Raw genomic sequence first — 23,277 nt, 5'->3', positions numbered from 1 at the left:
CCGTCCGACTTGGCGCGGCACACGTGCGGTCCGAATCTGGATTCAACCCCGCACGGCTTGAGGAACATTGGCATGTCACTGGCACCAAAACTCGAGAAGATGAAAGCTATCGCGGGTCCGTATCGCGGCTACGATCAGCGAGAGGCGCCGGAGCCGGATTGGGATCTGGCTCGAACCGGGCCCAATACGAAGATGGGTGAGTACATGCGCCGGTTCTGGCAGCCGGTCTGTCTCTCATCTCAACTTGCCGATCTGCCTCACCTCATTCGCGTTCTTGGGGAAGATCTCGTGGCCTTCCGCGATCGCAGCGGAAGGGTCGGCGTCGTTCACCGGCATTGCTGCCATCGCGGCACAACGCTGGAATACGGCCGTATCGAGGAAAACGGGATTCGCTGCTGCTATCATGGCTGGCTGTTCGATGTGGATGGCACTGTCCTTGAGACGCCAGGAGAGCCCCCGCAGAGCCGGCTGAAGCAAACCGTCTTCCAGGGTGCCTATCCGGCGGTCGAATATCATGGCCTCGTGCTCGCCTATATGGGACCGCCTGAGCTCAAGCCGCCTTTCCCTGAATACGACCTCTTCAAGATTCCCGGACTGAGTTTGTATCCGTCCGCGGTTACCCACGAGAACAACTGGCTTCAGACTTTCGAGAACAACATGGATCCCTTCCATGGCCAGTTCTTGCACACCCGATTCACGCCCCATTTCGGTGATCACTATTTCGTTCTGCCGGTTGTTGAATGGAAATTGACCGCGGATGGAAGCGGCATCTTCTATTGCGCACTGCGACGCGTCGACGACGACCTGCTGTGGGTGCGTTTGTTCCATTGTATATTCCCGAACTTTGCTTTCGTGGGATCACTCTACGATTTGAATATGCAGGAGCCTTACTTTCAGCGGTGCTTCTATGTTCGTGCGGTCGTTCCGAACGACGATGAACGCACCACGATCTACAGCTGGCGGCTGCATGGCGAAGGCGAATTCGCCGGCGGCGAGCCCGAACGCAATGGCTGGAATTCGATCGACATCGACGGTCAGGTCGAGCAACCCGATTATGAACTTAAGCAGAGGGCGCCCGGCGACTGGGAGGCGCAGGGCGGCCAGCGGACCATCGCCGTCCACGCGTTGGAGCGATTGGGAACAACGGACGCGGGGGTTGCGATGTTGCGCCGTGGATTGCGCAGTATCCTTGCGGGAAAGGTGCCGGCAGCCTTCCCCGTGTCGGAAACGAACACGCATGAGGCGCCGCTCAAGAACATTTATTCGAGCAATACCGTGCTACGGATTCGCCGACGCTCCGATCCCGATGCAGAGCGGGCTCATCTCCTCGCGGTCGGCCGCGAAATCTATGGTCTTGTGGAGCGGGCCGACTCGTTCTCGCCGCAAGATCGCCGTGACGAGATCATTGCAGGCATGCAGGACATCGAGAAGCGTCTTGCCTGAGCCGTGCGAGCTGAAAGCGGGCCGATATGGCAGGCGTTAGCAGCAAGCGGGGCACCGCTATTGTAACGGGTGGCGCTCGTGGCATCGGCGAAGCCACCGCGGTTGCTCTTGCGAAATCAGGGTTCGATATCGCGGTCGTCGACACCGCGGTGAATGATACGGGTGAACGCACGATTGCGGCTATCAGAGAAACGGGAAGTCGTGCGGATTTTATCCGCGGCGATATTGCCGATCTCGGCCGCCATGCGGCGTTGATCGATCGTGCCGCGGCGCTTGGGCCGATTGCATGTCTTGTCAACAACGCGGGTATCAACGTGCCGGTGCGGGGCGACATGCTGGAGACAACGCCAGAGGTGTTCGACCTGCTGATTGGCGTCAATCTTCGCGGGACCTTCTTTCTCACCCAGGCCGTGGCCCAGCATATGCTGGCCAATCCAGCCGGGGAATTGAAGCGTTCCATCGTCATTATCAGTTCCGCGAACGCGACGATGGCCTCTCCAGAGAAGGCCGTTTACTGCATCTCCAAGACAGGGCTGGCGATGATGGCAAAGCTTTATGCGGCGCGTCTCGCCGACAGCGGAATCGATGTGTTCGAGGTGCAGCCGGGATTGATCCGCACCAAGATGAACGAGGCCGTCCGCGAGAGTTATGGCCATGTGATCAAAGCGGGTGCGTCGCTGATACGGCGGTGGGGTGAGCCGGAAGAAGTCGGCCAAGTCGTCTCGGCGCTCGCAACTGGGCTGTTGCCATTTTGCACCGGCACGATGGTGCCGGTCGGAGGCGGCCTGCATGTACACCGGCTTTGAGCGCAGGACGTCAGCGCATGTCGGTTCGGATCAAATCTCTGGAGCGGAAGACGCAGCGCGCTCGTTCCAAAGAGTGGGGGGTGGCCGAGGATATGGCCAAGCCGTTGCGAGACCGCGAATGGGACGTCACGGGCCGGCCGGTGCACAAGTCTCTGTGTCCGTTGGCGAGCTTGGCCGGCTGCGTTGTGTGCACTCAACCCGGCATGATGGGAAGGTTCGCCCTAAAGAAGGCGCGTTGAATAACATAGCCAGTATTCAGGAGAGGTAAAATGAATCAGATCGATAAAATATCGACCGACACGACAGCGTCGGGGAGCCCCAAATTGTTGTCGCGTCTCCCATTGCGATTGCACCACCGAGCCATCGTGGTCCGTGACCAGGAGGCGACGCGCCATTTCATGGAAGACATCATCGGCATGCCCCTGGTTGCTACCTGGTGCGAGTCGATCTTTATGCCGGAAGTCGGTCGGGATGTTTCCTTCTGCCACACCTTCTTTGCGCTCGAGGATGAGAGCTGCATCGCTTTCTTCCAGTTTGCCGACCAGGAGATTCAGGAAAAGTGTTACCGAAAGAACTTTCCCGAGATACCACGCTTTGATCACATTGCAATCAAGGCGACGCGAGCCACACAAAATGAACTCGTCGAAAGATTGAAGGCTGCAAGTGTCCCGTACCGCGAGACCAATCACGGGTACTGCAAGTCGATCTATGTCACACTTCCTGACGGGCTCTATCTCGAATTCGCGGACGATCCGCCGGACATCGAGGAAATCGGCAAGATTCGCCGAGCGGATGCGCACAAGGAACTTGCGCGCTGGCTCGAGGGACAGCGCGGATCCAACAACGCGTATCGTCTGCGAGACTTCTGAGCCAATGACGCGGAGGTGCAACGACGGAAATGACAAATGGACACAATAGCCAGCTGTTCGTCTCTGAACTCGTCGTTGAGTCCAATTTCGGATAGAATTCGTGTCCGACTGAATGCCATTCGGTACGTCGCGCGCGATATCCACCTTTTCGAGCTGGTTTCGCCCGGAAATGAACTGCCGCCAGCAACTGCCGGTGCTCACATAGATATTCATCTTCCCGATGGGAAGGTGAGGCAGTACTCGCTGGTAGTCAGCGACACTGACGATGCCTACGTCGTGGCAGTGAAGCGCGACGCGCAAGGACGCGGCGGCTCGCTCTATCTCCACGACAAATTGCGGGTTGGAACCGAACTCGAAATCAGTGCGCCGCGCAACAATTTCCCCCTGCGTGAAGATGCGGCGCACAGTGTATTCATCGCAGGAGGAATCGGTATCACGCCGATTTGGAGCATGATTCACAGGCTCAAGGCCATCGGCAGATCCTGGGAATTGCACTTTGCGTCAAGATCGCCGGCTGATGCCGCGTTCCTAAGTGACTTGCGCGAGCTCGATGGTGTCCGGCTCCATTTCGATAGCGTGAGCCAAGGACAGCCCCTCGACCTTGAAGCGATCATCACTGGCCTGCCTATGGAGACAGATATCTATTGCTGCGGTCCTCTCCCCATGCTCGAGGCGTTCGAGCGCGCGACCGTTGGCAGGCCGGCCGAGCAAATCCACGTCGAATTCTTCGCGCCACGCCAGGAGGCGGCGTCGGGAGGATTCAGCATTAAGCTTAAAAGTACGGGTGCGGTGCTGACCGTCCCTCCAGGCAGTTCCATGCTGGATGTATTGTTGGATGCCGGCGTGGTGGTGCCATATTCCTGCACGGAGGGGATCTGCGGCGCGTGCCAGGTTGGCGTCGTGAGCGGCATTCCCGACCATCGCGACACCATTCTGACCGAAGCTGAGCACGCCACGAATGAGAGCGTAATCGTTTGCTGTTCCGGAAGTAAAAGCGACATCTTGATGCTCGATCTCTAGTAGTCGATCGAGCGCGCGGGGCATAGTTCAACGTAAAATTGAGTTTATTCCCAAGGATTGATGCCTGCATCACTGTATCCATTCCCTTTGAAGTGGACACAAACGATTTCGAATTCTTCGCTGTGGCACAGCGCTTGCTTAGTTATAGTCAAGGGTAACTGCAATTCCCCGAACCAATCGTTCCACTCGGAGGGGGAGTATGAAGGTGTCAAATCGGGCTCTGAGCAGCCGGTTTGCTGACGCAGCGCGAAGCTCAGATCGCGGCGTGACACGCGCGAATTGGGCGGAGTTGCTCGACTGGAAGCTGGATCAGGAATCTGATCGTCCAATCTATCAGCAGGTTGCTGATTTTCTGCGCAATAAGATCTTATCTGGCGTTTTGCCGCCCAGCAGCAGACTTCCATCTTCGCGGCAGCTTCTCACCGAACTCGGTGTGTCTAGAACCACGATAATCACTGCGTATTCGCAGCTCCTTGCCGACGGATACATCGTCGGCCACATCGGCTCGGGTACCTATGTAGCCCACGATGTCATCAATCGAATTGATCCCAAAACCCTCCCTGTTCGCCTGCCAGCCGAAGCGCGCGGTCTTTCGAAAAGAGGAGGTCGCTACCGCGACGTCGATCTGACTCGCCTTGTTATGGACAATGTCCCCTTCAACGTGGGCATGGTCCGAGTTGATGGTCGCACATCGGCGCAGTTGCGCCAACTGGCCGCCCGCAAGCTTGCGGTCGATCCTAGCCAACTCGGTTATATCGACCCGATGGGCGATATTTCCCTGCGTGACGAAATCGCGAAATATCTTGGTGTCGCGCGTGGCGTACGGTGCTCGGCGGATCAAATCATACTGGTTGCGGGTACGCAGCAGGCCGTCGATCTTGCCATCAAGGTATTGCTCGACCCAGGAGATGAAGTCTGGATCGAGGATCCCGCTTATCCATTCACCGCTCTGGCTCTCGATGCAGCGGGAATGTTGTTGCGACCCGTGCGCGTCGACGACGACGGTCTGAGCATAGCGGATGGGATTGCCGCTGCTCCAAATGCTCGTGCGGCGTTCGTGACGCCGTCACATCAATATCCTTTGGGCGTGTCGCTGTCCCTGCAGAGACGCCAGCAGCTTCTCGACTGGGCAGCGAGGAACAATGCATGGATCGTCGAGGATGATTACGACTCCGAATTCCGCTATGACGGTCCCTCTCTTCCTGCGCTCCAGGCTCTGGATAGGGCCGGTCGCGTGATCTATGCGGGAAGCTTCAGCAAGGTTGTTTTTCCAGGATTGAGGTACGGCTATTTGGTTGTGCCGCCGGCCCTTGTCGGGGCATTCACCGGTGCGCGCGCGCTCTCCGACCGGCATCCACCCGTCTTTTTCGGTAGTCTGCTTGCCGAATTCATGGAGCGGGGATTCTTCGTCAGTCACATCCGCCGTATGCGCAACGAGTACCGGCGTGCGCGCGACATTCTTGCCGGTCAGCTCAAACGCGACATTGGACATTTGGTTGATGTCGTAACGCCAGGTCAAGGCATGCACCTCACGGTGTATCTTCGCGATGGACTGTCGGACGAGCAGGTGGGCGCAGAAGCGCGACGCGAGGGCATCATGGTTCGTCCAATAAGCCGTCTCTATCGGGCCAATCCTCCCAGGTCGGGTTTGATGCTGGGTTTCGCTGGGTTCGACGAGCATCGATTACGTTCCGCTGCCACGCGACTGAGCCTTGTTCTGGAGCGTCTAAGCCCGCGACCGGGCCAGACATCGGGGAGGAAACATGCGGCTATCTGACAACGACATGAACCAGCGAGCCGAAACCTGCGTAACCTCGGCTGGAGTTATAGTTTATGTCCCGTGGGTCGAGCTATCCGATCAGCCTCACGTGGATTTCATGAAGCCGCCGATCGTAAATTACGGGGTTTCATCGAATGGCGTCGCTCCGGCTGAACTCAGCGAGCGAAAGCCCAAGTGTCCCGACTAATGCAGTTCCTGCGGAGATGGAGGTGAATATGAGTTGGCAGGAAGATCTGCTCTTCTGGGGAGGGGTATTGGTGTGTTGTACAATCATGTTTTTCTTCCTTCAGGCAAATCCCTGCGCCCCGCTTCTGTATAGAATAATGATCTAGTGATCTGAGGGCGTTTATGGGACGTAGAGGGATCGACGCCACAGGGGTGTCGCCGATCAAAAGTGCGGCTTTAGGTCTAGTGTCGCTAAGAAAATTAACGCTCGGCCTTTTTCGCCTGGATCAGTCGCTTGGCTCGCTGCCTTTGCCGGCAGCAGTTCCGTTAGATGATGCTGTCAGGTTCGCCGTCCAATTCGATGTGCCTTTGGCCTTTTAGTGGATGAACCGTCGTCGACATCCATGCAGGTGAGCACGACTGTCCGGTCTAATTTGTGAGCGACGGAGTCGATTTCGCTATCCGCGAAGCATTGGGACAAGTGAGGTACTCAGTTGCACGGGGCGCCGCGGTTCCCAACAATCTGACCGGCCGGCCAATGCGGCGCCGCATTCTCGCACTCCGCCGACGACCGAAAGGACGGAGTAAGACGTGAACTGCACTCGAAGGGCGCGCGTCCGCGAGGGCTTGCCCCTTGCGGCTGGCGGAAATCTCCGCCAGGTCAGCCGAGTTGCAAGGGGTGTCAGCGGGCAGCAGGAGGGTTTGAGAGAACGCTTCCCGCGGCAGACTGATAAGCGCGATGATGGCGTCACCAATCCAAGGCCGAGTGCGGTACCGAATTTAGAGCTATGCAAATTTGAATCCGCGCATTCCTTTGCTATAGCTTTCGCGACAACTTGAAAAAATGAATTCAGGGATACATGGCGCATTTCGATCGAGGGGCGTCGCCAACGATTACGGTGATCTCAGCCCACCAGAATAGATTTGTTGACTCGGTTATCAATGATCTGACGTCGCAACTTCAGTACCACTCAACTGCCTAGGGTCGCTGTCCTGGGTTCGACATCGTAGCCCGTGACCTGGCTTGCTGTGCCGTTCTTGGCGCAGTCGATCAGCGTTCGGAAAGCTCGGATCACATGGAATATAAGCTGTCGGTGCTACGATGCACGCGTCGCACGCAAGCTGTGCCTGATGGGCGAAGGAATGCAGGGCGGGCGACGGAGCCGATCCTACTGCTGAAAAGTGTGACCATGTCTCATCGAGAATGACAGCGTGGACATTTTCTCTCGATAGAGCATCCAGAGACGCTAATCGCGTGCGCTCATTCGGCGAAAGAGCGTGGAAGCGGATCGATATCGACGAAAAAATCGCCGCTTAGTATCTTTGCGACAAATCTGGGTCAGGAGTTCGAAGCTCTTTGGGCGCGCCACTCGACCTCGATCACGTCAATGAGGGACTGCAGATTGTTAAGACGATCCTTCAAGACGTCGTCCATTTTGGTCATGCCCTCCTTGACCAGCAGATAGAGTCGCTTGAGCCTGTCGTCGGCGACCTCGCGCTGCAAAGCGGTCACGCGGGCATTCAGTCCTTTGGGACAGACCGTGCCCGCTATTTTCGGGGCTCATCTGAGGCGAGTACCTCCGTCGGGAATATGCGCTCGTATATCGCGCGGGCCTCCTGAATAAGGCGAACTCGGTCGAGGTCCCGCTTCGGGATGAACTGCACTACTTCGCTCATTTGTTGCTCTCCAATGCTGGGAAAATTCGGAAGAAATATTACGCCAACGACCGCCAGTATCAGCTAAGTGTGATTGGGGCTTTTGCGCTGCAAGATATTCTCCCATCACAAGAGCGTATTTCTGGAAATTGCGCAGCATGTTGCTGATGCCGAAGGCGGCGGCATCCGGCGGCGCGACTTCGCCGGTGACCACCGAGGTCAGCAGCACCATTGCCTGTTCGAATGACTCCCGGGCACTCAGGGTCAGGACCGGCCCGCATGTACTGAACAGCGCGGACTGCGCGTACCCTCGGCCCAATTCGGCTTCCCCTTGTATCGCGACTGTATGAGATTATGCTAATCATATATAAAGCTGCCCGACAATTGGACGGAGAAGGAGTGGAAAATGAATCAGATTTCTTTGTCTGTGCGCGCGGAAGGATTTTGGCGGCGTACCTGGCGCCATCTCTCTGCGATCGATGAAGCCATGAGCTCCAGTGGCGTTGCGAGCGTGAACGAGGTCGAGGCTCTCGATCACCGCTTAAAGCGATTGGAGGAGCAAGTGTTGAAGCTAAGTCACGGCGGCACGTTTGTGGTTCCAGACTCGTCTAAAGCGATCTTGTAGCTTCGTTTCGATCATCGCCCTCCGCTCAAATATTAGTTCTGCCAGCTGAAACCACGGTCGCTGCGATCGAATTGACGTTGGGGCAGGCGTTACCACTCTCTCTATCGGCGGAGCTGAGGCAACAGCGAGTGCCGTCGAGCGCCCGCGCCCAAAATCAGCGTCGGGACCGGATCTGGCGGCGATCCCGTAGAGGAAATAGGTATGTCCGGCGCCTCTGCACTTGGAAACCGCCTTGGATTGGTGTCAGGAGAGCGAATGCGCCGGATCGTAGTTACAGGAATGGGAGCGGTCAGTCCTCTCGCTGCTGGCGTCGAGGCAACCTGGTCGCGTCTGCTTTCGGGACATTCGGGTATTCGGCGGCCGTCCGAAGATATCGTCTCCGACCTCGGTTCCAAAATCGGCGGGATCGTGCCTGATTGGAAAGACGATACCACCGGCGGATTCGATCCCGACAGGGTCTGTTCGCCGAAGGATCAGCGCAAGATGGATCGCTTTATTCTGCTGGGGCTCGCCGCCGCCGAAGAGGCGATTTCCCAGTCGGGTTGGAAACCTGCGACTCCTCGGGACCAGCAGCGCACGGCGACAGTGATCGCTTCAGGCATCGGTGGTTTTCTGGCCATCAGTGAGGCCGTGCGGACGGTGGACCGGCGTGGCGTACGGCGTCTGTCGCCCTTCACCGTTCCGTCCTTCCTGGTGAATCTTGCTGCAGGACAAATTTCGATCCGTTACGGTTTCAAGGGACCGATCGGAGCGCCTGTCACGGCTTGCGCCGCTGGCGTTCAGGCAATTGGAGATGGCACTCGATTGATCCGGGCCGGCGAGGCCGATGTCGCCGTCTGCGGCGGTGCGGAGGCCTGCATCAACTCGATAAGCCTGGGAGGCTTTGCAGCAGCACGGTCCTTATCCACCGGCTTTAATGATACGCCTGCGAGCGCGTCCCGACCCTTCGACATCGCGCGCGACGGCTTTGTCATGGGAGAAGGCGCCGGCATTGTCGTGGTCGAGGCCCTTGATCACGCTCTCGCCCGAGGAGCTACGCCGCTGGTCGAATTGGTCGGTTACGGCACCACGGCCGATGCATATCATATCACCTCCGGTCCGGAGGATGGTGATGGCGCCCGCCGGGCAATCGAAATTGCCATCGACCAAGCTGGAATTCGACCCTCGGACATCAAGCATGTCAATGCTCACGCTACCTCCACCCCGGTGGGAGACAAAAGCGAGATAGAGGCTATCAAGGCTGTGTTCGGCCGCGAGGGCGGCGTTGCAGTCAGCGCGACCAAATCGGCGACCGGGCACCTGCTTGGCGCTGCCGGTGGCTTGGAAGCAATCTTCGCCTTGCTGGCTCTGCGCGATCAGATCGCCCCGCCGACGTTGAACCTCGAAACGCCTGATCCGGCCGCCGAAGGAATAGACTTCGTGACCGGGCGGGCAAGGCGGTTGGCGATGGACTATGCACTCTCCAATGGATTTGGCTTCGGCGGCGTCAACGCCAGCATTCTGTTCCGCCGCTGGACCAATGATACCGCCAACTGAAGCATGAACGCAGCCGGTCACGCTTGATTCACGTCCGTCTGCTTCCACGTCGGTGACATTCACCGCGACCGGGCGCGAGGCTGTACGATGCATCCGCATCGCTGACCGCTCCGGCGAGCGGCGGACGCCCATCATGGCTCCGTCCCGGCGGTCATACGGACCGCGACGCCGCGCTTGCAGTTCCGTAGCTAACTAAACAATCAAGCAGAAGCGAATCGACGCAGTGCTCCCGCCACGCCGGCCCCATATTCGGGATCGGCTTTCGTGCAGTTGGCAATATGGCGTTCCCGAATATGCGCCGCGGCAGGACCGATAGCCCGCGCGGTGTTGTCGAACAGCGTCCGCCGCCGACCGGCGTCCATTTTCCGAAACAGATCGCCGGGCTGCTGATAGTGATCATCGTCAACCCGATGATCCCAATGAGCCGCGGCACCGTCAATTTCGAGCGGCGGTTCGTTCAGGCCGGGCTGATCCGTCCACTCGCCCCGGCTGTTCGGAAAATAAGTCGGCATGCCGCCCAGGTTGCCGTCTGTGCGCATCGCGCCGTCACGATGATAACTGTGGACCGGGCACTTCGGCGCGTTGCCAGGGATGTGGTTGAAATTGACGCCGAGACGGTAACGCTGGGCGTCTCCATAGGAAAAAAGCCGCGCCTGCAACATCTTGTCCGGTGAGAAGCTGATGCCGGGCACGACGTTTGCCGGTGAGAATGCGGCCTGCTCGACCTCGGCGAAAACATTCTCGGGATTGCGGTTCAACTCGAAGAAGCCGACCTCGATCAGCGGAAAATCCGCCTTCGGCCAGATCTTGGTCAAATCGAACGGATTGAAAGGAAACGCCTTCGCCTGGGCATCGGTCATGACTTGAACGAACAGCGTCCAGCGCGGAAAATCGCCGCACAAACTGTGATACATTGCCCCCAGAGTTGCCTGAAAAGATGAGTAATTTCAATTTCCTGGAGGGTGGTTGTAGGCGCTCCGAGCGCACCATCTTCGTAGCGACGTTCCTTCTTGAGGAATCGAATAACAACAAAATAGCAGGGGTGACCCGTCAAATAGCCACCATCAGCGAGTGTCGGTATCGGTGGTTGCGTGTCCCCACGCACCCCGGCAGACTCATGTAGCGTTCAGCCGATGTCCGCTGCTGAGAGCAAATCAGATATTGCTTGCCACCAGCCATAAGGTCAGCTTTTGAACCCATTTCGGACGTGGGCATAGCCGGACATCGGACCACAATCCTGCTATATAGCCATTCAATGTCCCCGGCCCGGGGGTGCATCTTGAGCAGCGAGCACGTAGAGCGACGACTGGCAGCAATTCTGGCGGCGGATGTCGCGGGCTCTTGCCGCCTGATAGGGATAGACGAAGAAGGCACGCTGGCGCGACTGAAAGCGCTTAGAAGAACGATTTTCGATCCCAAAATCGCTGAGCATCACGGACGTGTCGTCAAGAATACCGGGGACGGCGCTATTGCCGAGTTCGCCAGCGTGGTCGACGCCGTGCGATGTGCCGACGAAATTCAACGCGGCATGGCCGAACAAAACATCGACGTGCCGCAGGACAAGCGGATCGAACTCCGCATCGGCATTCACGTCGGTGATATTATTATCGAAGAGAACGATATCTTTGGTGATGGGGTCAATATTGCGGTGCGTCTCGAAGGGATTGCAGAGCCGGGCGGTATCAGCATTTCGGATGACGCGCGTCGGCAAATTCGTGGCAAGGTAGATATAACGTTTGAGGATTTGGGCTTGCAATCCTTGAAGAATATCGCCGAACCGATGCGGGTCTGGCGCGTTCCGAGCGGTCGCGCCGTGCCAGCTGTGCCGAACCGCCTGCCTGTTGGTGACGCCCTTCCGCTCCCTGATAAGCCCTCCATCGCTGTTCTGCCATTCGCCAACATGAGCGGTGATCCGGAACAGGATTACTTCGCGGATGGAATGGTCGATGACATCATCACGGCGCTGTCTCATTTCAAGGCGCTGTTCGTCATCGCCCGCAATTCGAGCTTCACCTACAAGGGGCGCGCCGTCGATGTGAAGCAGGTCGGGCGCGAACTTGGGGTACGCTACGTGTTGGAAGGCAGCGTTCGCAAAGCGGGAAATCGAGTACGCATCACGGGACAGCTCGTCGATACCGCCACCGGGGCACATCTTTGGGCAGAACGGTTTGATGGTAGTCTCGGCGACATCTTCGATCTGCAGGACCAGGTGACCGAGAGCGTTGTCGGGGCGATCGCGCCGACGGTGGAAAAAGCCGAGATCGAGCGTGCCAAACGCAAGCCGACCGAGAGTCTCGACGCCTATGCCCTCTATTTGCGCGGTTTGGCCAAGCTTTATCAGTTTGGCAACCGGCAAGCGAACGAGGAGACATTGCGTCTATTCAACCGCGCGATCGAGCTCGACCCGGATTTTGCATCTGCCTACGCCCTTGCTGCCTTGTGCTACGTCTGGGCCAAGATCAATGGCTGGTTTTCAAACACAGCGAACGACATGGCTGAAGTGACGAGGCTCGCCCAGCGGGCGGTTGAGTTGGGCAAGGATGACGCGGCCGCGCTCGCCCCCAGCGGGTGGGCGCTAGCTTTTGTTGTTCACGATCTCGAGGCAGGTGCCGCCTTGAGCGATCGCGCGCTTGCGCTCAATTCCAATTTGGCCGAGGCATGGTTTTGGGGCGGCTGGGTGAAAATCTGGCTCGGCGAGCCGGAGGCGGCGATCGAGCGCTTCGCTCGTGCCTTGCGCCTGAGCCCACTTGGTCCGTTTGTGGCAGGAATGCGAAGCGGAACCGCGTTTGCCCATTTCTTCCTGGGCCGCTATGACGAAGCTGTGTCATGGGCGGCAATGACATTGCAGGACAATCCGGACTCTCAACCCGGTTTACGTATCGCCGCCGCAAGCAATGCAATGGTCGGACGGCCGGAGCAAGCACACAAGGCAATGGCTCGACTGCGGCAACTCAATCCCGCGCTACGTATTTCCAATCTCAAAGACGTGCTCCCCCCTTTTCGGCGGGCCGAAGACCTCTCGCGATTGGAAGAAGGATTGCGGCAAGCCGGGCTGCCCGAATGACCGTCGCAGTCAGGTGCTCGCCCGTTTGTGACGAGGTGACCGAATAAAGGCGCGACTTCCGCTGTTGGGCACTTAGCCGACCTTCCGTCATCTGCAGTCAATGTCTGCTTCCGGGGGGATTGTGTTGCAAAACTCGGCTGGTCTCGATTGCAGAGCTTTCGCGTTTTAGCCCGGCCACCTTGTTTGCGTTCTCCCTTGTCGGCCGCGGTGCCTATGCGAGGCAAGCAGTTCCCAGAGGTGGCGGGGCATGGCAGAGAAGCTTGGCGAGCCGCCTCAGGTTCTGCGCGGTAGCTGTAAGCAGCACTTCGTCCCTGACGCCGCTCAAGCCCCGCAGCCGAAACCGGTCGAGCCTGAGAATCCGTTTCATGTGCGCAAATCGCATCTCGACCTTCTTGCGCTCGCGGCGCGACTGCTGGAAGGCTTCCGTATTGGCCAACGCACGGACACGATCCCGCACATCCTCGTTGAGGTCGCGGGTAATTTTGCGCACGATCGCCGTCGTGCACTTCGGCTTCAATGAACAGCGCGAGCAGTCGCTCTTGCTGGCCCTGTAGTAAACGATGTGGCCTTGATCGATATTGCCTGTGCTGGTCAGTTCCGCACCGCCTGGGCAAACATAGATGTTGCGCTCCTGATCGAAGACGAAGTCAGCACGGCTGAAGGTGCCATCGGGGCGCGTCGACTTGTCCCACACCGGTACGTGCGGCGTGATGTTGCGATCCACCAGCCATTTGAGCAGCCTGACCGCACCATAGACCGTGTCGCCCGCGAGCCTTCGGGGCCGCAGATCGAAGCGGCGCTCAACGCGGTCCACCATGGTCTGGGTGACGGCAATTTCTACGGTTCGGTTCGCCCGAGTGCCCATGGCATCGACGATGATCCCGACCTTGTTGTCGATCAGGTAGTTCGCATCATAGGCAAAGAATGGGTCCAGGCCCGGCCTCGCAACCCATGTGGCTTGTGGATCGGTGAGCGAGATTTCTTTGGGAGGTTTGCGTCGATAGCCGCCTTCGCCCGAACCGCCACCGTCTCCACCACGATCCTCGTCGCCGCGAGCGGCATCGAGGGCTACGAGATACTCGCGAACCGCATGGGATGCCTCCTCTGCCTTTGGCCATGCAATTGGCTGGTCGCCAGGTGTCCGCTTCTTCTTGTCCACATCTGCCTTGATCAGGCTTGCATCGATCGAGAACGCTTCGCCTCCAACTAGCCCGGCCGCAATGCTCATCGCCACCACACCCTCGAATACCCGGCGTAGGGCGTCGCTCTCTCGAAAGCGTTCGCGCCGCGCACGGCAGAATACAGAGTGATCGGGAATCTTGTCTTCGATACCGAGCTTGCAGAACCAGCGATAGGCAAGGTTCACCTGAATCTCAGCGCAAATCCGTCGCTCGGAGCGGATCGCAAACACATAGCCGACGAGGAGCATCCGCATCATTAGCATCGGGTCGATCGAGGGTCGTCCCGTGTGCGAGTAGTAAGGTGCCAACTCCTTGTGCACCCAACTCAGATCGAGCAACCCGTCGATCTGCCGGACGAGATGATCGACTGGAACCACCTCGTTGAGATCGAACGAATAGAAAAACTGTCCTTGCCCAGCTTCCCGCCGCCCCATCATGCGCTGCTCCCGCTGATGACCTCTTCACCAACGGAATCACGGTTCGCGAGTCGTCTCAACAGGAGTTTTGCAACACAATCGGGGGTAGAGCAGACTGGGCAAGATTAAATCCTTACAGGCTCAAGGAAATCACAATCGGAGCGAGTCTGTGCGGGCGACTGTTGCGGGTCCCCGCAACCAAACCAGTCCAGAAAGCCAAGTAATCTTGATCAATTGCTTGGCGTTCGGTTTTTGGCTGCAACGTCACCGCAAGAAAATGAACGGCTGGCCGCCCAGGTCCAAATTACCCCGCAACAACCAGGTATCTGAGCTAATTATCTTGAGAGGATATTGTGATCCTCGCTCGGTGAGCCGGGAATAGCCGGAGCCGATCTTTGCTGAGGGCTTAATTGGCGCAATGAGCCGTTATAGAACGTCGATGTCTGATAAATGATGTTATGCTAATCAACGTCGATTGCTCTGACTCAGGTTGGTCTCAATCGCTATTGATCCCGCGTAATCTACCAGAGGACCATCATGCTGTCCCAGGCAATCGCCGTGCCCCCAATCGACAACGCCGAGACCGTGACCCTCGAGCGACTGCTGACCGAGCGACATAGCTGTCGGGCTTTTCGAGGCGAACCGGTCGCCCGGCCGGCGATCGAAAGGATTCTTTCGTTGGCGCAGCGCTCCGGATCCTGGTGCAATGCGCAGCCTTGGCAGGTCATCGTTACCATGGGCGCAGAGACCGACCGCTTTCGCTCGCTTCTCAGCCAACATGTCCTTGGCGACGTCAAGCTGCCGGATATTCCCTTTCCACGCGAATATCGCGGCGCTTACCTTGAACGGCGCCGTGAGTGCGGTTTCCAACTATACGAAAGCGTCGGCATTGCACGTGGCGATCGCGAAGCCTCAGGCCGCCAAGCTCTGGAGAATTTTCGCCTTTTCGGCGCACCCCACGTCGCCATCGTCACGACTGAGGAGGCGCTTGGAACCTACGGAGCTGTCGATTGCGGGGCCTTCGTTGCGAATTTTACGCTCGCGGCGCGAAGTCTCGGCGTTGCAACGATCGCCCAGGCAGCGATTGCCGCCTATTCACCGTTTGTCCGGGAATTCTTCTCCATACCCGCAGACCGTCAGGTCGTCTGCGGCATCTCGTTTGGGTATGAGGATCAGCAACACGGGGCAAACAATTTCCGAACCAGTCGAGCATCCCTCTCTGAGGTCGTGACGTGGTTTGGACCTTGAAAGGATGTCGCGAGGAATCAAAACATGGGCTTAGCCAATTGTTGATCTTACAAAAAAGCGTTCGCTAAGTTTAGCGGGTTAGTTGAATTCCAGCTTTTTCACGATCCCAGAATGAGGCGATAAAAGTTTCAGCATCCTCCTGCAGTTTATATTTTTCGACCTTACCGTTTTGAGTCATGGGTAGCTCCAACCGAAACTGGATAAAGCGTGGCACCATGAAATAGGCCATGTTCTTTTGACAATGCTCTATGATCTCTCGTTCCGAGACGGAGTGTCCTGGCTTAAGTACGATAGCAGCTCCCACTTCCTCATCACTGGATTCCATTTTGACTGGAAATGCCGCGGCCTCGGTTACGGCATCATGCGCAATGATCGTTTGCTCAACTTCGAACGACGAAATATTTTCGCCTCTTCGGCGGATCGAATCTTTCTTTCGGTCCACAAAATAAAAATATCCATCATCGTCTCTATACCCGCGATCTCCGGTGTGGAACCAAAGATTGCGGGTCGCTTTGGCCGTGGCCTCAGGCATTTTGTAATAACCGGTTGCTGCTCGCCAAGGCTCTTCAGCGCGTAGGGCAATTTCGCCGGTTGTCCCGTTGGATACCTCGAAGTCTTGATCATCGACAATCCTGACTTGAATGCCGCGGCGCGCTTTTCCGATCGAGCCAAGCTTTTCCCTCGGTGAATTCTCGGTGAACGCAGTGGCCATTCCGAAGTCCGAGAGCCCATAATTATTCATGACGGAAAGCCCGAAACGCTGTTCAAAAGCCCCCGCGAATTTCGGCGTTGGAGCCATGCTGACGAGGCGAAGTGAATTGTCGCGATCAGTGGGTAAGGCGGGCTGATTCCACATGAAACTGGATATGGACCCTAAAAAATTCGTGATGGTTGCGCCGGACCGGCAAACATCGTCCCAGAACCTGGATACGGAAAAACGTTGTGCAAGCGCGATAGAACCGCCTACCAGCAATGCGGATCCCGTGGCCGCCAGCAGAGCATTGTTGTGAAAGAGGGGGAGGCAGACATAGAAAACGTCCGTGTCTCGATAGCCATGAACTTCGATATAACCGGTCCCATAGCTCAAGGCGGCGGCGTGCGATACCATGCAGCCCTTCGAAGGGCCTGTTGTGCCAGATGTATAGGAAAGAAGCAGCAGGTCTGAGCAGACGACCTGGGCGTTCGGATCCTCCTTGCGGCTTGTCGTAATAATTCGATCGAGGTATGCGACTTGCCGGTGGCCTGAGGGCTCAATGGCATTTGAATTCAGCTCGCCAGCAGACGCTATAATCACGTGTCGAATCTTCGGCGCGCCGTCCAGCACCTCGACCAGTCGAGGTAACAATTCTGCATCGACTATTACAAATTCCGAGTCAGACTGATCAAGGAAATAGCGCAGGCTTGCGCCCCGCGCCGCGGTATTGATAGGGACCGACACCGCGCCCAATTTTCCTAGGGCAAAGAAGCACGAGAGATTTTCTGCCGAATTAAGCATAAGAAGCGCGACATGCGTTCCGTGAGTAACGCCTAGATCTCTTATTCCGTTTGAAATTCGATTCACTTGGGTATTGATTTCAGAATACGTAAAGGTGCGGCCGGTATTCAATTCCGTCAGAAATATTTTGCTTCCGTAATGCTCGGCCTGACGTCGTAGTATATTCCCAATCGTGAGTTCGCGAATATCAAGGCGACTATCGGACATTGTCTGCTCTTTCATCTCGGACATTTGATAAATTTGGATTGCAAGCATCCAGGCTAGCTGCCGTGCAGCGTCGGTCTAGAGGACGAGCGGGGCCAATTCGGATCATTCCACCCGGATGTTACGTTCACGAATGATGGTGCTCCACCGAGCGTATTCGTCCGCAATCTCCTTGGAGAACTGGGCAGGGGTCGTGGAGGCAGCGGAGTACGTCAGGCTAACGAATTTTTGCTGAACGCCGGGCAGTGCCAACGCTTTGGCGAAAGCATCATTGAGCTTTGCAATAATTACGGCCGCGGTTCCAGCGGGAGCGACAACTCCCTGCCATACCTCCGCCGAATAGCCTGGCAGCGAAGTCGAAATTGGAGGTACACCAGGAAGCAAAGGTGAAGGCTCGCTCGATCCAACCCCTAGAATTTTCAATTTATCAGATTTCGCGAATCCGAGCATGGCATCAGATGAGCTTGTGAAGGCAATCGGAGCTTCACCGCTAACAACCGCCATCATCGTAGGATTTTGACCGCGATAGGGAAGATGCTCCAGCTTGATCCCCGACATGCTCGCGAACAGCTCGGCAGACAGGTGGCCTAGCGAGCCGACGCCGGCAGACCCATACTGCAATCCCTTTTTTTCCTGCTTTCCGTATTCAATCAGATCCGGCAGAGTTTTGATCGGCAGTTTTCCATTGGCAATAACGACCATCGGCGTTCTCGCCACCACGGTGAGGGCGGCAAAATCCTTCAGGAAGTCATAACCGGCGTCCGTTTGCAGCAATGGAACAACAGCGATCCCATTGTTGGCGACCAGCAAGGTGTAGCCGTCCGGGGCAGCATGCGCGACTTCGCGGGCTGCAATGGCCCCTGCCGCGCCCGACTTGTTTTCAACGATGATTGGCTGCCCCAGAAATTGACGAAGCGGCTCCTGCAGAACCCTCATGAGAAGATCTGTTCCTCCTCCCGCGGCGTAGGGAACAACAATTGTTATCGGGTGGGTGGGAAAGTCCTCGGCCATGACAGGAGAGCTTCCTGCCAGAAAGAGTCCACCTAGCAGGATCGCGAGAAGCGAGGAACGCAATTTCATTTGAGTCTCCCTGGTCTTGTTCGTTGATCGCGCGCATCCAGTTTCTTGGAGACGCGTTTCGTGTACGTCGAGTGTGTCAATCGCCCTGAGCGAGCGGCCGGGCGGCGAACATCGGGCCATCAGAATATTCAAGCACAACGATTTCGACCGGAATGCCTGGTTGGAAATCAACGCCGTCTCGGGGGACCAGGCGGCACGCCAGCCGAATGCGCTCTACCAGATCGACGATTCCCAGCGCGTAGGGGCTTTCCTTTGCGAACACTTCCGGTGCTGCATGAACGCGCGTCCAGGAATAGAGCGTGCCCGTTGCCTGTAAATTCTTCCATTGAATCCTGGACGACCAACAATTGGGGCACATTGGCTTCGGAGGAAAGGTCACGTGTCCGCAATCTTCACACCTGGTGCTGGTCAACACTCCTTTCGCAAGCGCGCCCCAGAATGGAGCAGTGAATTCGGTTACCCTGGCGGGATATGACCTCTTATAAGGAAGGCCGATCGTTTTTAGACTCATCTCACGCCTTCCAAAACATGAACGAGTGCGGCATTGTAGTTGCCGAGCTCACCTATCGTCAGCCCCAAGCGCGCGTTCGAAACCTGTCTCTGACCAGCTCTTCCGCGTAACTGATCTGCAAGTTCAATGTAGTTGTAGAGAGACGTTACATAGGCTGGATGACCGCGAGAGGTTAGACCTCCTGAGGTCGAGACGGGGATCCTGCCTCCGAGCGTCGTTTCCCCTGATGCCGCCGCGCGGGCTCCCTGACCTCTAGCAGCCAAGCCAATCGCTTCGGTAACGAGCACCTCGACGATCGTACACGGTGCGTAGAGCTCCGCCAGGTCGAGATCTTTCGGGGTTATTCGGGCTTCTTCATATGCTACGGCTGACGCTCGTTGCGCGGCTTCAAAGGAGATCATGTCATTCGGCACATCGCTGATCTGATGAACGCCTTGATGATAAAACCCGCGGCCTCGGACGAGCGCATATGGCCGCCCCAAGCTCTTGGCCACATCTTCCGACGCCAGGACGAGACAGGCCGCACCGTCTCCGCGGGACGGGACGTCATAGAGGCCCAGGGGTTCTACTATCGGGCGCTGCGCCAGAACATCAGCGACGGTAATTTCCTTGCGATACTGGGCCAGGGGATTCAGGGAGGCGTGATACCGGTTTTTTACAGCGACAGCAGCCAGTTGCTCGCGCGCTACGCCATACTCATACATGTAACGCATCGCATCCATGGCGTACCAGGAGATCGGCGTAAAACCGGCCGGAGTTTGAAAGTCCACATCGCCCGTCGTACGCATACTGCTCATCATGTGAGCGGACGCGCTCACAGCGCTTTCCATGTTGATGCCCAACGCCAGGGAGACGTTAGCTCGGCCTAGCAGAATTTCATTGGCCGCTTGATCAAAGGCGAGCGCCGCGGTCATGCCGTTGCCGGCAACCTCCATCACTGTCCCTGTGCACGACATCTTCAGGTAGCCGGCGAGAAGCGTATGCAAGTACTTTTGTTGCGTGTATGGGCGGGGCAGCGTGAATATCATGCTTTGAATATCGCTCTTCTCGACACCGGCATCACGAACAGCATCGACAATGAGCCGGGCCATTATCTCGTGTTCCAAATTATGCAGAACAGCGTCATCTCGCGATTGATGCCTTCCCACGGGAATCGCACTGGTTCCAATTATTGCGACGTTGCGCATGGATTTCATTTTGTTTGAGCCACTCTATCTATTTCCGTTCATTGTTCTAAGGAGCGAGGCGCGATTTTGGTTAGAATTGGATGATCGGGCGACGCGTATTCCTCTGAGCGCCAGCTGTTCTCAAACATCCTCTGTAACTGGCAGGTTTGCGTGCTCCGATTCTCCAAATTGCCGTTCCGCCAAACCTGAGCGCAGGGCGAAAAAGATCTGCGTCAGGATCAGCAAGGCACACACAGAGATAAAGGCAGCACTGATCGGCCGCTCAACGAAGATCGTCAGGTCGCCTCGTGAGACCAACATTGCGCGACGAAAATTTTCTTCGACCATCGGTCCAAGGACATAGCCAAGAAGTATCGGTGCCACCGGAAAATCCAGAGCGACGAAGACGGCTCCTATCAAGCCAAACACCAGCACCTCACTGACCTCGAATAGGCTATTGTTCGTGCTGTACACTCCGACCGCTATGAAAAATAAAGCTGAAGGATATAGGTAACGGTAGGGTACTTGCAGCAGCTTGACCCAGATTCCAATGAGAGGAATGTTCAGCACGATCAGCAGGACGTTTCCGATCCAGAAGCTCGCAATCAGTCCCCAAAACAGATCGGCATGCTCGGTGATCAGTTGCGGTCCGGGCTGTATGCCTTGAATCAGCAACCCGCCGAGTATGAGGGCCATCACCGCATCTCCGGGAATGCCGAGACTCATGGTTGGAATGAAGTCGACTTGGGTTTTTGAGTGCGAGGCAGCTTCCGGACTAGCGACACCTTCGATAGCGCCGCGCCCAAAGCGTTCCGGGGTTTTGGAAATTTTGCGTTCCAATGCATACGCAATAAATGTTGTGATAGTTGGCCCCGTACCCGGCATTGCTCCAAAAAGCGTGCCAATCAGTGTCCCGCGTAGCATGGGAAAGATGGATTGTTTCAACTCGGCGACGCTGGGGCGCATGTCTCGCAGTCGTACCGAAACGCCGCCGCCGACGGCTTCCATTCGATTTACACTACGAAGGAATTCGGTTACGCCAAATAGACCCAGTGCGAGTGCAACCAGTTCGACTTTGTCCGTCAGTTCGGCGAAACCCAGCGAAAATCGAATGGTTCCGGTGTTGACGTCGGTGCCGACAATGCCGATCAGGAGACCGACCAGGGTCATCGACGCTCCTTTAAGCGCGGGTCCCCTGGACATGGTGCCGCCGCACAGCAAGCCCAGGAGCATGATCGAGAACATTTCCGGCGCCTCGAATTTGAAGGCGACACTCACCAGCAGGGGTGAAGCGAAAATCATTACGAGTATGCCGATCGATGCAGCGAAGAACGACGCTATCATCGTTATCCCGAGCGCCGTTCCGCCTTTACCTTGCTTTGTCAAAGGATAGCCGTCGAGGCAGGTTACGGCGTGAGGCGGGTGACAGGGCAGATTTAGCAAGATCGCGCCGATCGCGCCTCCGTATTGAGAACCGTAAAAAATTCCCGCCAGCATCAAAATGGCCGGGATTGGATGCATGGTATAAGTCAACGGAAGCAGCATCGAGATGGCGGAGAGCGCTCCCATGCCCGGCAGAACACCAATAAGATTGCCAACTAAGACACCGACAAATGACCACATGAAATTGTGCGGTTGAAGCGCCACACCAAATCCGTGCCATAGGTCGATCATGGATTGCCAGATCATTGCTCAACCCCAACGAAACAAAGCAAATTGCAGTTGGAGCGCCCACCAGAAGACCGCTACGGCGACAGCGGTCATCACCAGAGACAGGCTCAGTGCTTGCCCGATCGTGTTCTGGCGATCACCCATCGCCGAAATAAACACGATTGCAAAAGTAGCTGGTAACAAACCACCGTATCGTCCCAAGACAACGAAGGCGATGATGCCAAGGGTTATGCAGAGCCAGCCGCGCCATTCCGGCGCAACCTGCGTTTTAATATCGGCAGGTACGGCAGCTTTTGCCGTGAGCGCGATCATCGCGCCTGCGAGGATTAGAAGTACACCGAGCGCAACGGGAAAAAAGCCTGAGCCCATCTTGCTCATGGTACCCACGTTGTAGGTCCTGCCCTGTATCGCCGCGGCAAGACCGATGAGCATCATCAAGCCCCCGCCGTAGTAGTCTTTGTTGTATTTGTTGAGGAAGCTGTACATTTCCATCCCCTCGGCAGAGAAATTGCCTTGATCCAACTTTTAGCGGCTCGGGTTTGACGGTGGCGATGCCATGTCCTTCGAAATGGATTGCCATTTTTTCTCTGCAGAGGGCGCAAGGACGCCTTTCAGCAGAATGTCCAGGCTGTGTTCGATATAATCGTCTAGCGTGAGGATCGTTTTGAAATACCAACTCTTCAGGGCCCATGCGTGGGCCGTCATGACGATCTGGTACGTCAACACGTTGACGTTCACGCGCCTGAAATATCCCTTGCGGACACATTCGGTGATTACACCGGCGATGATCTGGTTGGTCTCCAGCTCGCGCCGTTGGATCCTCACGCGCCGGTCTTCGGATAATGACTTGGTCGATCGATAGGCGAGGACGGTTGCTGCGCGATGCGCATCTACGACCCGGCAATAGGCCACGATAGCAGCGACACATCGATCAAGAGGATCGGTGGCAGATTCAATGGCGGCCGGAAGCTCCCTAGCATAGGCATCCACCACTTCGAGAAGGACCAGGAGAAGAACGTCTTCCTTGTCGGTCACATATTGATAGATGAGGCCGGAGCTGATGCCGGCGAGCTTGGCGATCTCCTTGATGGTGGTCCGGAAGAACCCCTGCGAAGAAAACAGTGTGGTCGCGGCATCCACGATCTGCTTCCGCCGCTTCTCGACGAGGGCAGCATCTTCAACGATGCTGGTCACTTCATAGGTCATGTTCGGGCTCTGCCTAAAATGAATGGCTGTTCAGCCAAGTGATATTTTGCCGGCCTCCGCCGGGTGAGTTCAGGCCTGGTAATGTGAATGCGTTCTTGGGGAGCCAACCCCTGTAGCGCCTCCGGCATCGCAGGG

20 protein-coding genes are annotated in these 23,277 nt (G+C 56.9%); 9 read left to right on the top strand and 11 right to left on the bottom strand.

Annotation, left to right across the window (positions count from 1 at the left end):
• Positions 1-72: 72 nt before the first annotated feature.
• The 5 genes from BLV09_RS10450 (at position 73) to BLV09_RS10430 (ending at position 5,915) form a co-directional block, all read left to right on the top strand.
• Positions 73-1,443 carry a Rieske 2Fe-2S domain-containing protein gene (locus tag BLV09_RS10450; RefSeq protein WP_146687228.1) on the top strand — a complete coding sequence of 457 codons (1,371 nt, stop codon included), beginning with the start codon at positions 73-75 and terminating at the stop codon, positions 1,441-1,443.
• Between the two features lie 26 nt (positions 1,444-1,469).
• Positions 1,470-2,249 carry a 3-ketoacyl-ACP reductase gene (locus tag BLV09_RS10445; RefSeq protein ID WP_146687227.1) on the top strand — a complete coding sequence of 260 codons (780 nt, stop codon included), beginning with the start codon at positions 1,470-1,472 and terminating at the stop codon, positions 2,247-2,249.
• 269 nt (positions 2,250-2,518) lie between these two features.
• The gene (locus tag BLV09_RS10440) at positions 2,519-3,118 is read left to right on the top strand and encodes a VOC family protein (protein ID WP_146687226.1); all 600 of its coding nucleotides are present in this window, start codon (positions 2,519-2,521) and stop codon (positions 3,116-3,118) included.
• Positions 3,119-3,154: 36 nt separating this feature from the next.
• Positions 3,155-4,138 carry a PDR/VanB family oxidoreductase gene (locus BLV09_RS10435; protein ID WP_146687225.1) on the top strand — a complete coding sequence of 328 codons (984 nt, stop codon included), beginning with the start codon at positions 3,155-3,157 and terminating at the stop codon, positions 4,136-4,138.
• Positions 4,139-4,337: 199 nt separating this feature from the next.
• Positions 4,338-5,915 carry a PLP-dependent aminotransferase family protein gene (locus BLV09_RS10430; RefSeq protein WP_100381089.1) on the top strand — a complete coding sequence of 526 codons (1,578 nt, stop codon included), beginning with the start codon at positions 4,338-4,340 and terminating at the stop codon, positions 5,913-5,915.
• Positions 5,916-7,422: 1,507 nt separating this feature from the next.
• Here BLV09_RS10430 and BLV09_RS37185 read toward each other — a convergent pair.
• Positions 7,423-7,596 carry a hypothetical protein gene (locus BLV09_RS37185; RefSeq protein WP_167558683.1) on the bottom strand — a complete coding sequence of 58 codons (174 nt, stop codon included), beginning with the start codon at positions 7,594-7,596 and terminating at the stop codon, positions 7,423-7,425.
• 48 nt (positions 7,597-7,644) lie between these two features.
• The gene (locus tag BLV09_RS37180; protein WP_167558556.1) at positions 7,645-7,971 is read right to left on the bottom strand and encodes a hypothetical protein; all 327 of its coding nucleotides are present in this window, start codon (positions 7,969-7,971) and stop codon (positions 7,645-7,647) included.
• Positions 7,972-8,145: 174 nt separating this feature from the next.
• On the opposite strand from BLV09_RS37180, the gene BLV09_RS10425 reads away from it, so the two are divergent.
• Positions 8,146-8,364, top strand: coding sequence for a phasin family protein (locus tag BLV09_RS10425; RefSeq protein ID WP_146687224.1), 219 nt, complete (start codon positions 8,146-8,148; stop codon positions 8,362-8,364).
• 255 nt (positions 8,365-8,619) lie between these two features.
• Complete coding sequence (gene fabF, locus BLV09_RS10420) at positions 8,620-9,900, top strand: beta-ketoacyl-ACP synthase II (protein WP_146687223.1); 1,281 nt, start codon at positions 8,620-8,622, stop codon at positions 9,898-9,900.
• Between the two features lie 200 nt (positions 9,901-10,100).
• On the opposite strand, the gene BLV09_RS10415 is transcribed toward fabF, so the two are convergent.
• Positions 10,101-10,814, bottom strand: coding sequence for a catalase (locus BLV09_RS10415; protein ID WP_283806844.1), 714 nt, complete (start codon positions 10,812-10,814; stop codon positions 10,101-10,103).
• Between the two features lie 365 nt (positions 10,815-11,179).
• Between BLV09_RS10415 and BLV09_RS10410 the strand changes: the two genes are divergently transcribed.
• A complete protein-coding gene (locus BLV09_RS10410) occupies positions 11,180-12,964 on the top strand; it encodes an adenylate/guanylate cyclase domain-containing protein (RefSeq protein ID WP_244549031.1) in 1,785 nt (594 codons plus the stop codon).
• Positions 12,965-13,175: 211 nt separating this feature from the next.
• On the opposite strand, the gene BLV09_RS10405 is transcribed toward BLV09_RS10410, so the two are convergent.
• On the bottom strand, positions 13,176-14,582 hold the full coding sequence (locus tag BLV09_RS10405) for an IS1182 family transposase (protein ID WP_146686901.1): 1,407 nt from the start codon (positions 14,580-14,582) through the stop codon (positions 13,176-13,178).
• Between the two features lie 516 nt (positions 14,583-15,098).
• Between BLV09_RS10405 and BLV09_RS10400 the strand changes: the two genes are divergently transcribed.
• Positions 15,099-15,809: a nitroreductase gene (locus BLV09_RS10400; RefSeq protein WP_100381094.1), complete on the top strand. Its 711-nt coding sequence runs from the start codon at positions 15,099-15,101 to the stop codon at positions 15,807-15,809.
• Between the two features lie 70 nt (positions 15,810-15,879).
• Here the strand turns inward: BLV09_RS10400 and BLV09_RS10395 are convergent, their stop codons facing one another.
• The 7 genes from BLV09_RS10395 to BLV09_RS10365 all read right to left on the bottom strand — a co-directional run bounded on the left by BLV09_RS10395 (position 15,880) and on the right by BLV09_RS10365 (position 23,142).
• Entirely contained in the window at positions 15,880-17,535 is a 1,656-nt protein-coding gene (locus BLV09_RS10395; RefSeq protein WP_167558682.1) for an AMP-binding protein, read from the bottom strand.
• Between the two features lie 78 nt (positions 17,536-17,613).
• Positions 17,614-18,588: a Bug family tripartite tricarboxylate transporter substrate binding protein gene (locus BLV09_RS10390; protein WP_167558681.1), complete on the bottom strand. Its 975-nt coding sequence runs from the start codon at positions 18,586-18,588 to the stop codon at positions 17,614-17,616.
• 76 nt (positions 18,589-18,664) lie between these two features.
• A complete protein-coding gene (locus BLV09_RS10385) occupies positions 18,665-19,099 on the bottom strand; it encodes a Zn-ribbon domain-containing OB-fold protein (protein WP_146687219.1) in 435 nt (144 codons plus the stop codon).
• Positions 19,096-20,295 carry a thiolase family protein gene (locus tag BLV09_RS10380; protein WP_146687218.1) on the bottom strand — a complete coding sequence of 400 codons (1,200 nt, stop codon included), beginning with the start codon at positions 20,293-20,295 and terminating at the stop codon, positions 19,096-19,098. The genes BLV09_RS10385 and BLV09_RS10380 overlap by 4 nt, the downstream gene beginning before the upstream one ends.
• A gap of 111 nt (positions 20,296-20,406) precedes the next feature.
• Positions 20,407-21,954, bottom strand: coding sequence for a tripartite tricarboxylate transporter permease (locus BLV09_RS10375; RefSeq protein ID WP_146687217.1), 1,548 nt, complete (start codon positions 21,952-21,954; stop codon positions 20,407-20,409).
• A gap of 3 nt (positions 21,955-21,957) precedes the next feature.
• Positions 21,958-22,422: a tripartite tricarboxylate transporter TctB family protein gene (locus BLV09_RS10370; protein ID WP_146687216.1), complete on the bottom strand. Its 465-nt coding sequence runs from the start codon at positions 22,420-22,422 to the stop codon at positions 21,958-21,960.
• A gap of 39 nt (positions 22,423-22,461) precedes the next feature.
• Positions 22,462-23,142, bottom strand: a complete 681-nt coding sequence (locus tag BLV09_RS10365) for a TetR/AcrR family transcriptional regulator (protein ID WP_100381100.1) — start codon at positions 23,140-23,142, stop codon at positions 22,462-22,464.
• Positions 23,143-23,277 lie beyond the last annotated feature (135 nt).

Origin of the sequence: Bradyrhizobium canariense (assembly GCF_900105125.1) — a bacterium.
Classification (GTDB): Bacteria; Pseudomonadota; Alphaproteobacteria; order Rhizobiales; family Xanthobacteraceae; genus Bradyrhizobium; species Bradyrhizobium canariense_A.
The sequence above is the reverse complement of the archived record's forward strand: the minus strand, read 5'-3'. Positions and strand labels throughout refer to the sequence as shown.

Coding starts and splice junctions, on each gene's coding strand:
- BLV09_RS10450 (WP_146687228.1), top strand. CDS start 73: ATGTCACTGGCACCAAAACTCGAGAAGATGAAAGCTATCGCGGGTCCG.
- BLV09_RS10445 (WP_146687227.1), top strand. CDS start 1,470: ATGGCAGGCGTTAGCAGCAAGCGGGGCACCGCTATTGTAACGGGTGGC.
- BLV09_RS10440 (WP_146687226.1), top strand. CDS start 2,519: ATGAATCAGATCGATAAAATATCGACCGACACGACAGCGTCGGGGAGC.
- BLV09_RS10435 (WP_146687225.1), top strand. CDS start 3,155: ATGGACACAATAGCCAGCTGTTCGTCTCTGAACTCGTCGTTGAGTCCA.
- BLV09_RS10430 (WP_100381089.1), top strand. CDS start 4,338: ATGAAGGTGTCAAATCGGGCTCTGAGCAGCCGGTTTGCTGACGCAGCG.
- BLV09_RS37180 (WP_167558556.1), bottom strand. CDS start 7,971: ATGGTGCTGCTGACCTCGGTGGTCACCGGCGAAGTCGCGCCGCCGGAT.
- BLV09_RS10425 (WP_146687224.1), top strand. CDS start 8,146: ATGAATCAGATTTCTTTGTCTGTGCGCGCGGAAGGATTTTGGCGGCGT.
- fabF (WP_146687223.1), top strand. CDS start 8,620: ATGCGCCGGATCGTAGTTACAGGAATGGGAGCGGTCAGTCCTCTCGCT.
- BLV09_RS10415 (WP_283806844.1), bottom strand. CDS start 10,814: ATGTATCACAGTTTGTGCGGCGATTTTCCGCGCTGGACGCTGTTCGTT.
- BLV09_RS10405 (WP_146686901.1), bottom strand. CDS start 14,582: ATGATGGGGCGGCGGGAAGCTGGGCAAGGACAGTTTTTCTATTCGTTC.
- BLV09_RS10400 (WP_100381094.1), top strand. CDS start 15,099: ATGCTGTCCCAGGCAATCGCCGTGCCCCCAATCGACAACGCCGAGACC.
- BLV09_RS10395 (WP_167558682.1), bottom strand. CDS start 17,535: ATGTCCGAGATGAAAGAGCAGACAATGTCCGATAGTCGCCTTGATATT.
- BLV09_RS10390 (WP_167558681.1), bottom strand. CDS start 18,588: ATGAAATTGCGTTCCTCGCTTCTCGCGATCCTGCTAGGTGGACTCTTT.
- BLV09_RS10385 (WP_146687219.1), bottom strand. CDS start 19,099: ATGAGTCTAAAAACGATCGGCCTTCCTTATAAGAGGTCATATCCCGCC.
- BLV09_RS10380 (WP_146687218.1), bottom strand. CDS start 20,295: ATGAAATCCATGCGCAACGTCGCAATAATTGGAACCAGTGCGATTCCC.
- BLV09_RS10375 (WP_146687217.1), bottom strand. CDS start 21,954: ATGATCTGGCAATCCATGATCGACCTATGGCACGGATTTGGTGTGGCG.
- BLV09_RS10370 (WP_146687216.1), bottom strand. CDS start 22,422: ATGTACAGCTTCCTCAACAAATACAACAAAGACTACTACGGCGGGGGC.
- BLV09_RS10365 (WP_100381100.1), bottom strand. CDS start 23,142: ATGACCTATGAAGTGACCAGCATCGTTGAAGATGCTGCCCTCGTCGAG.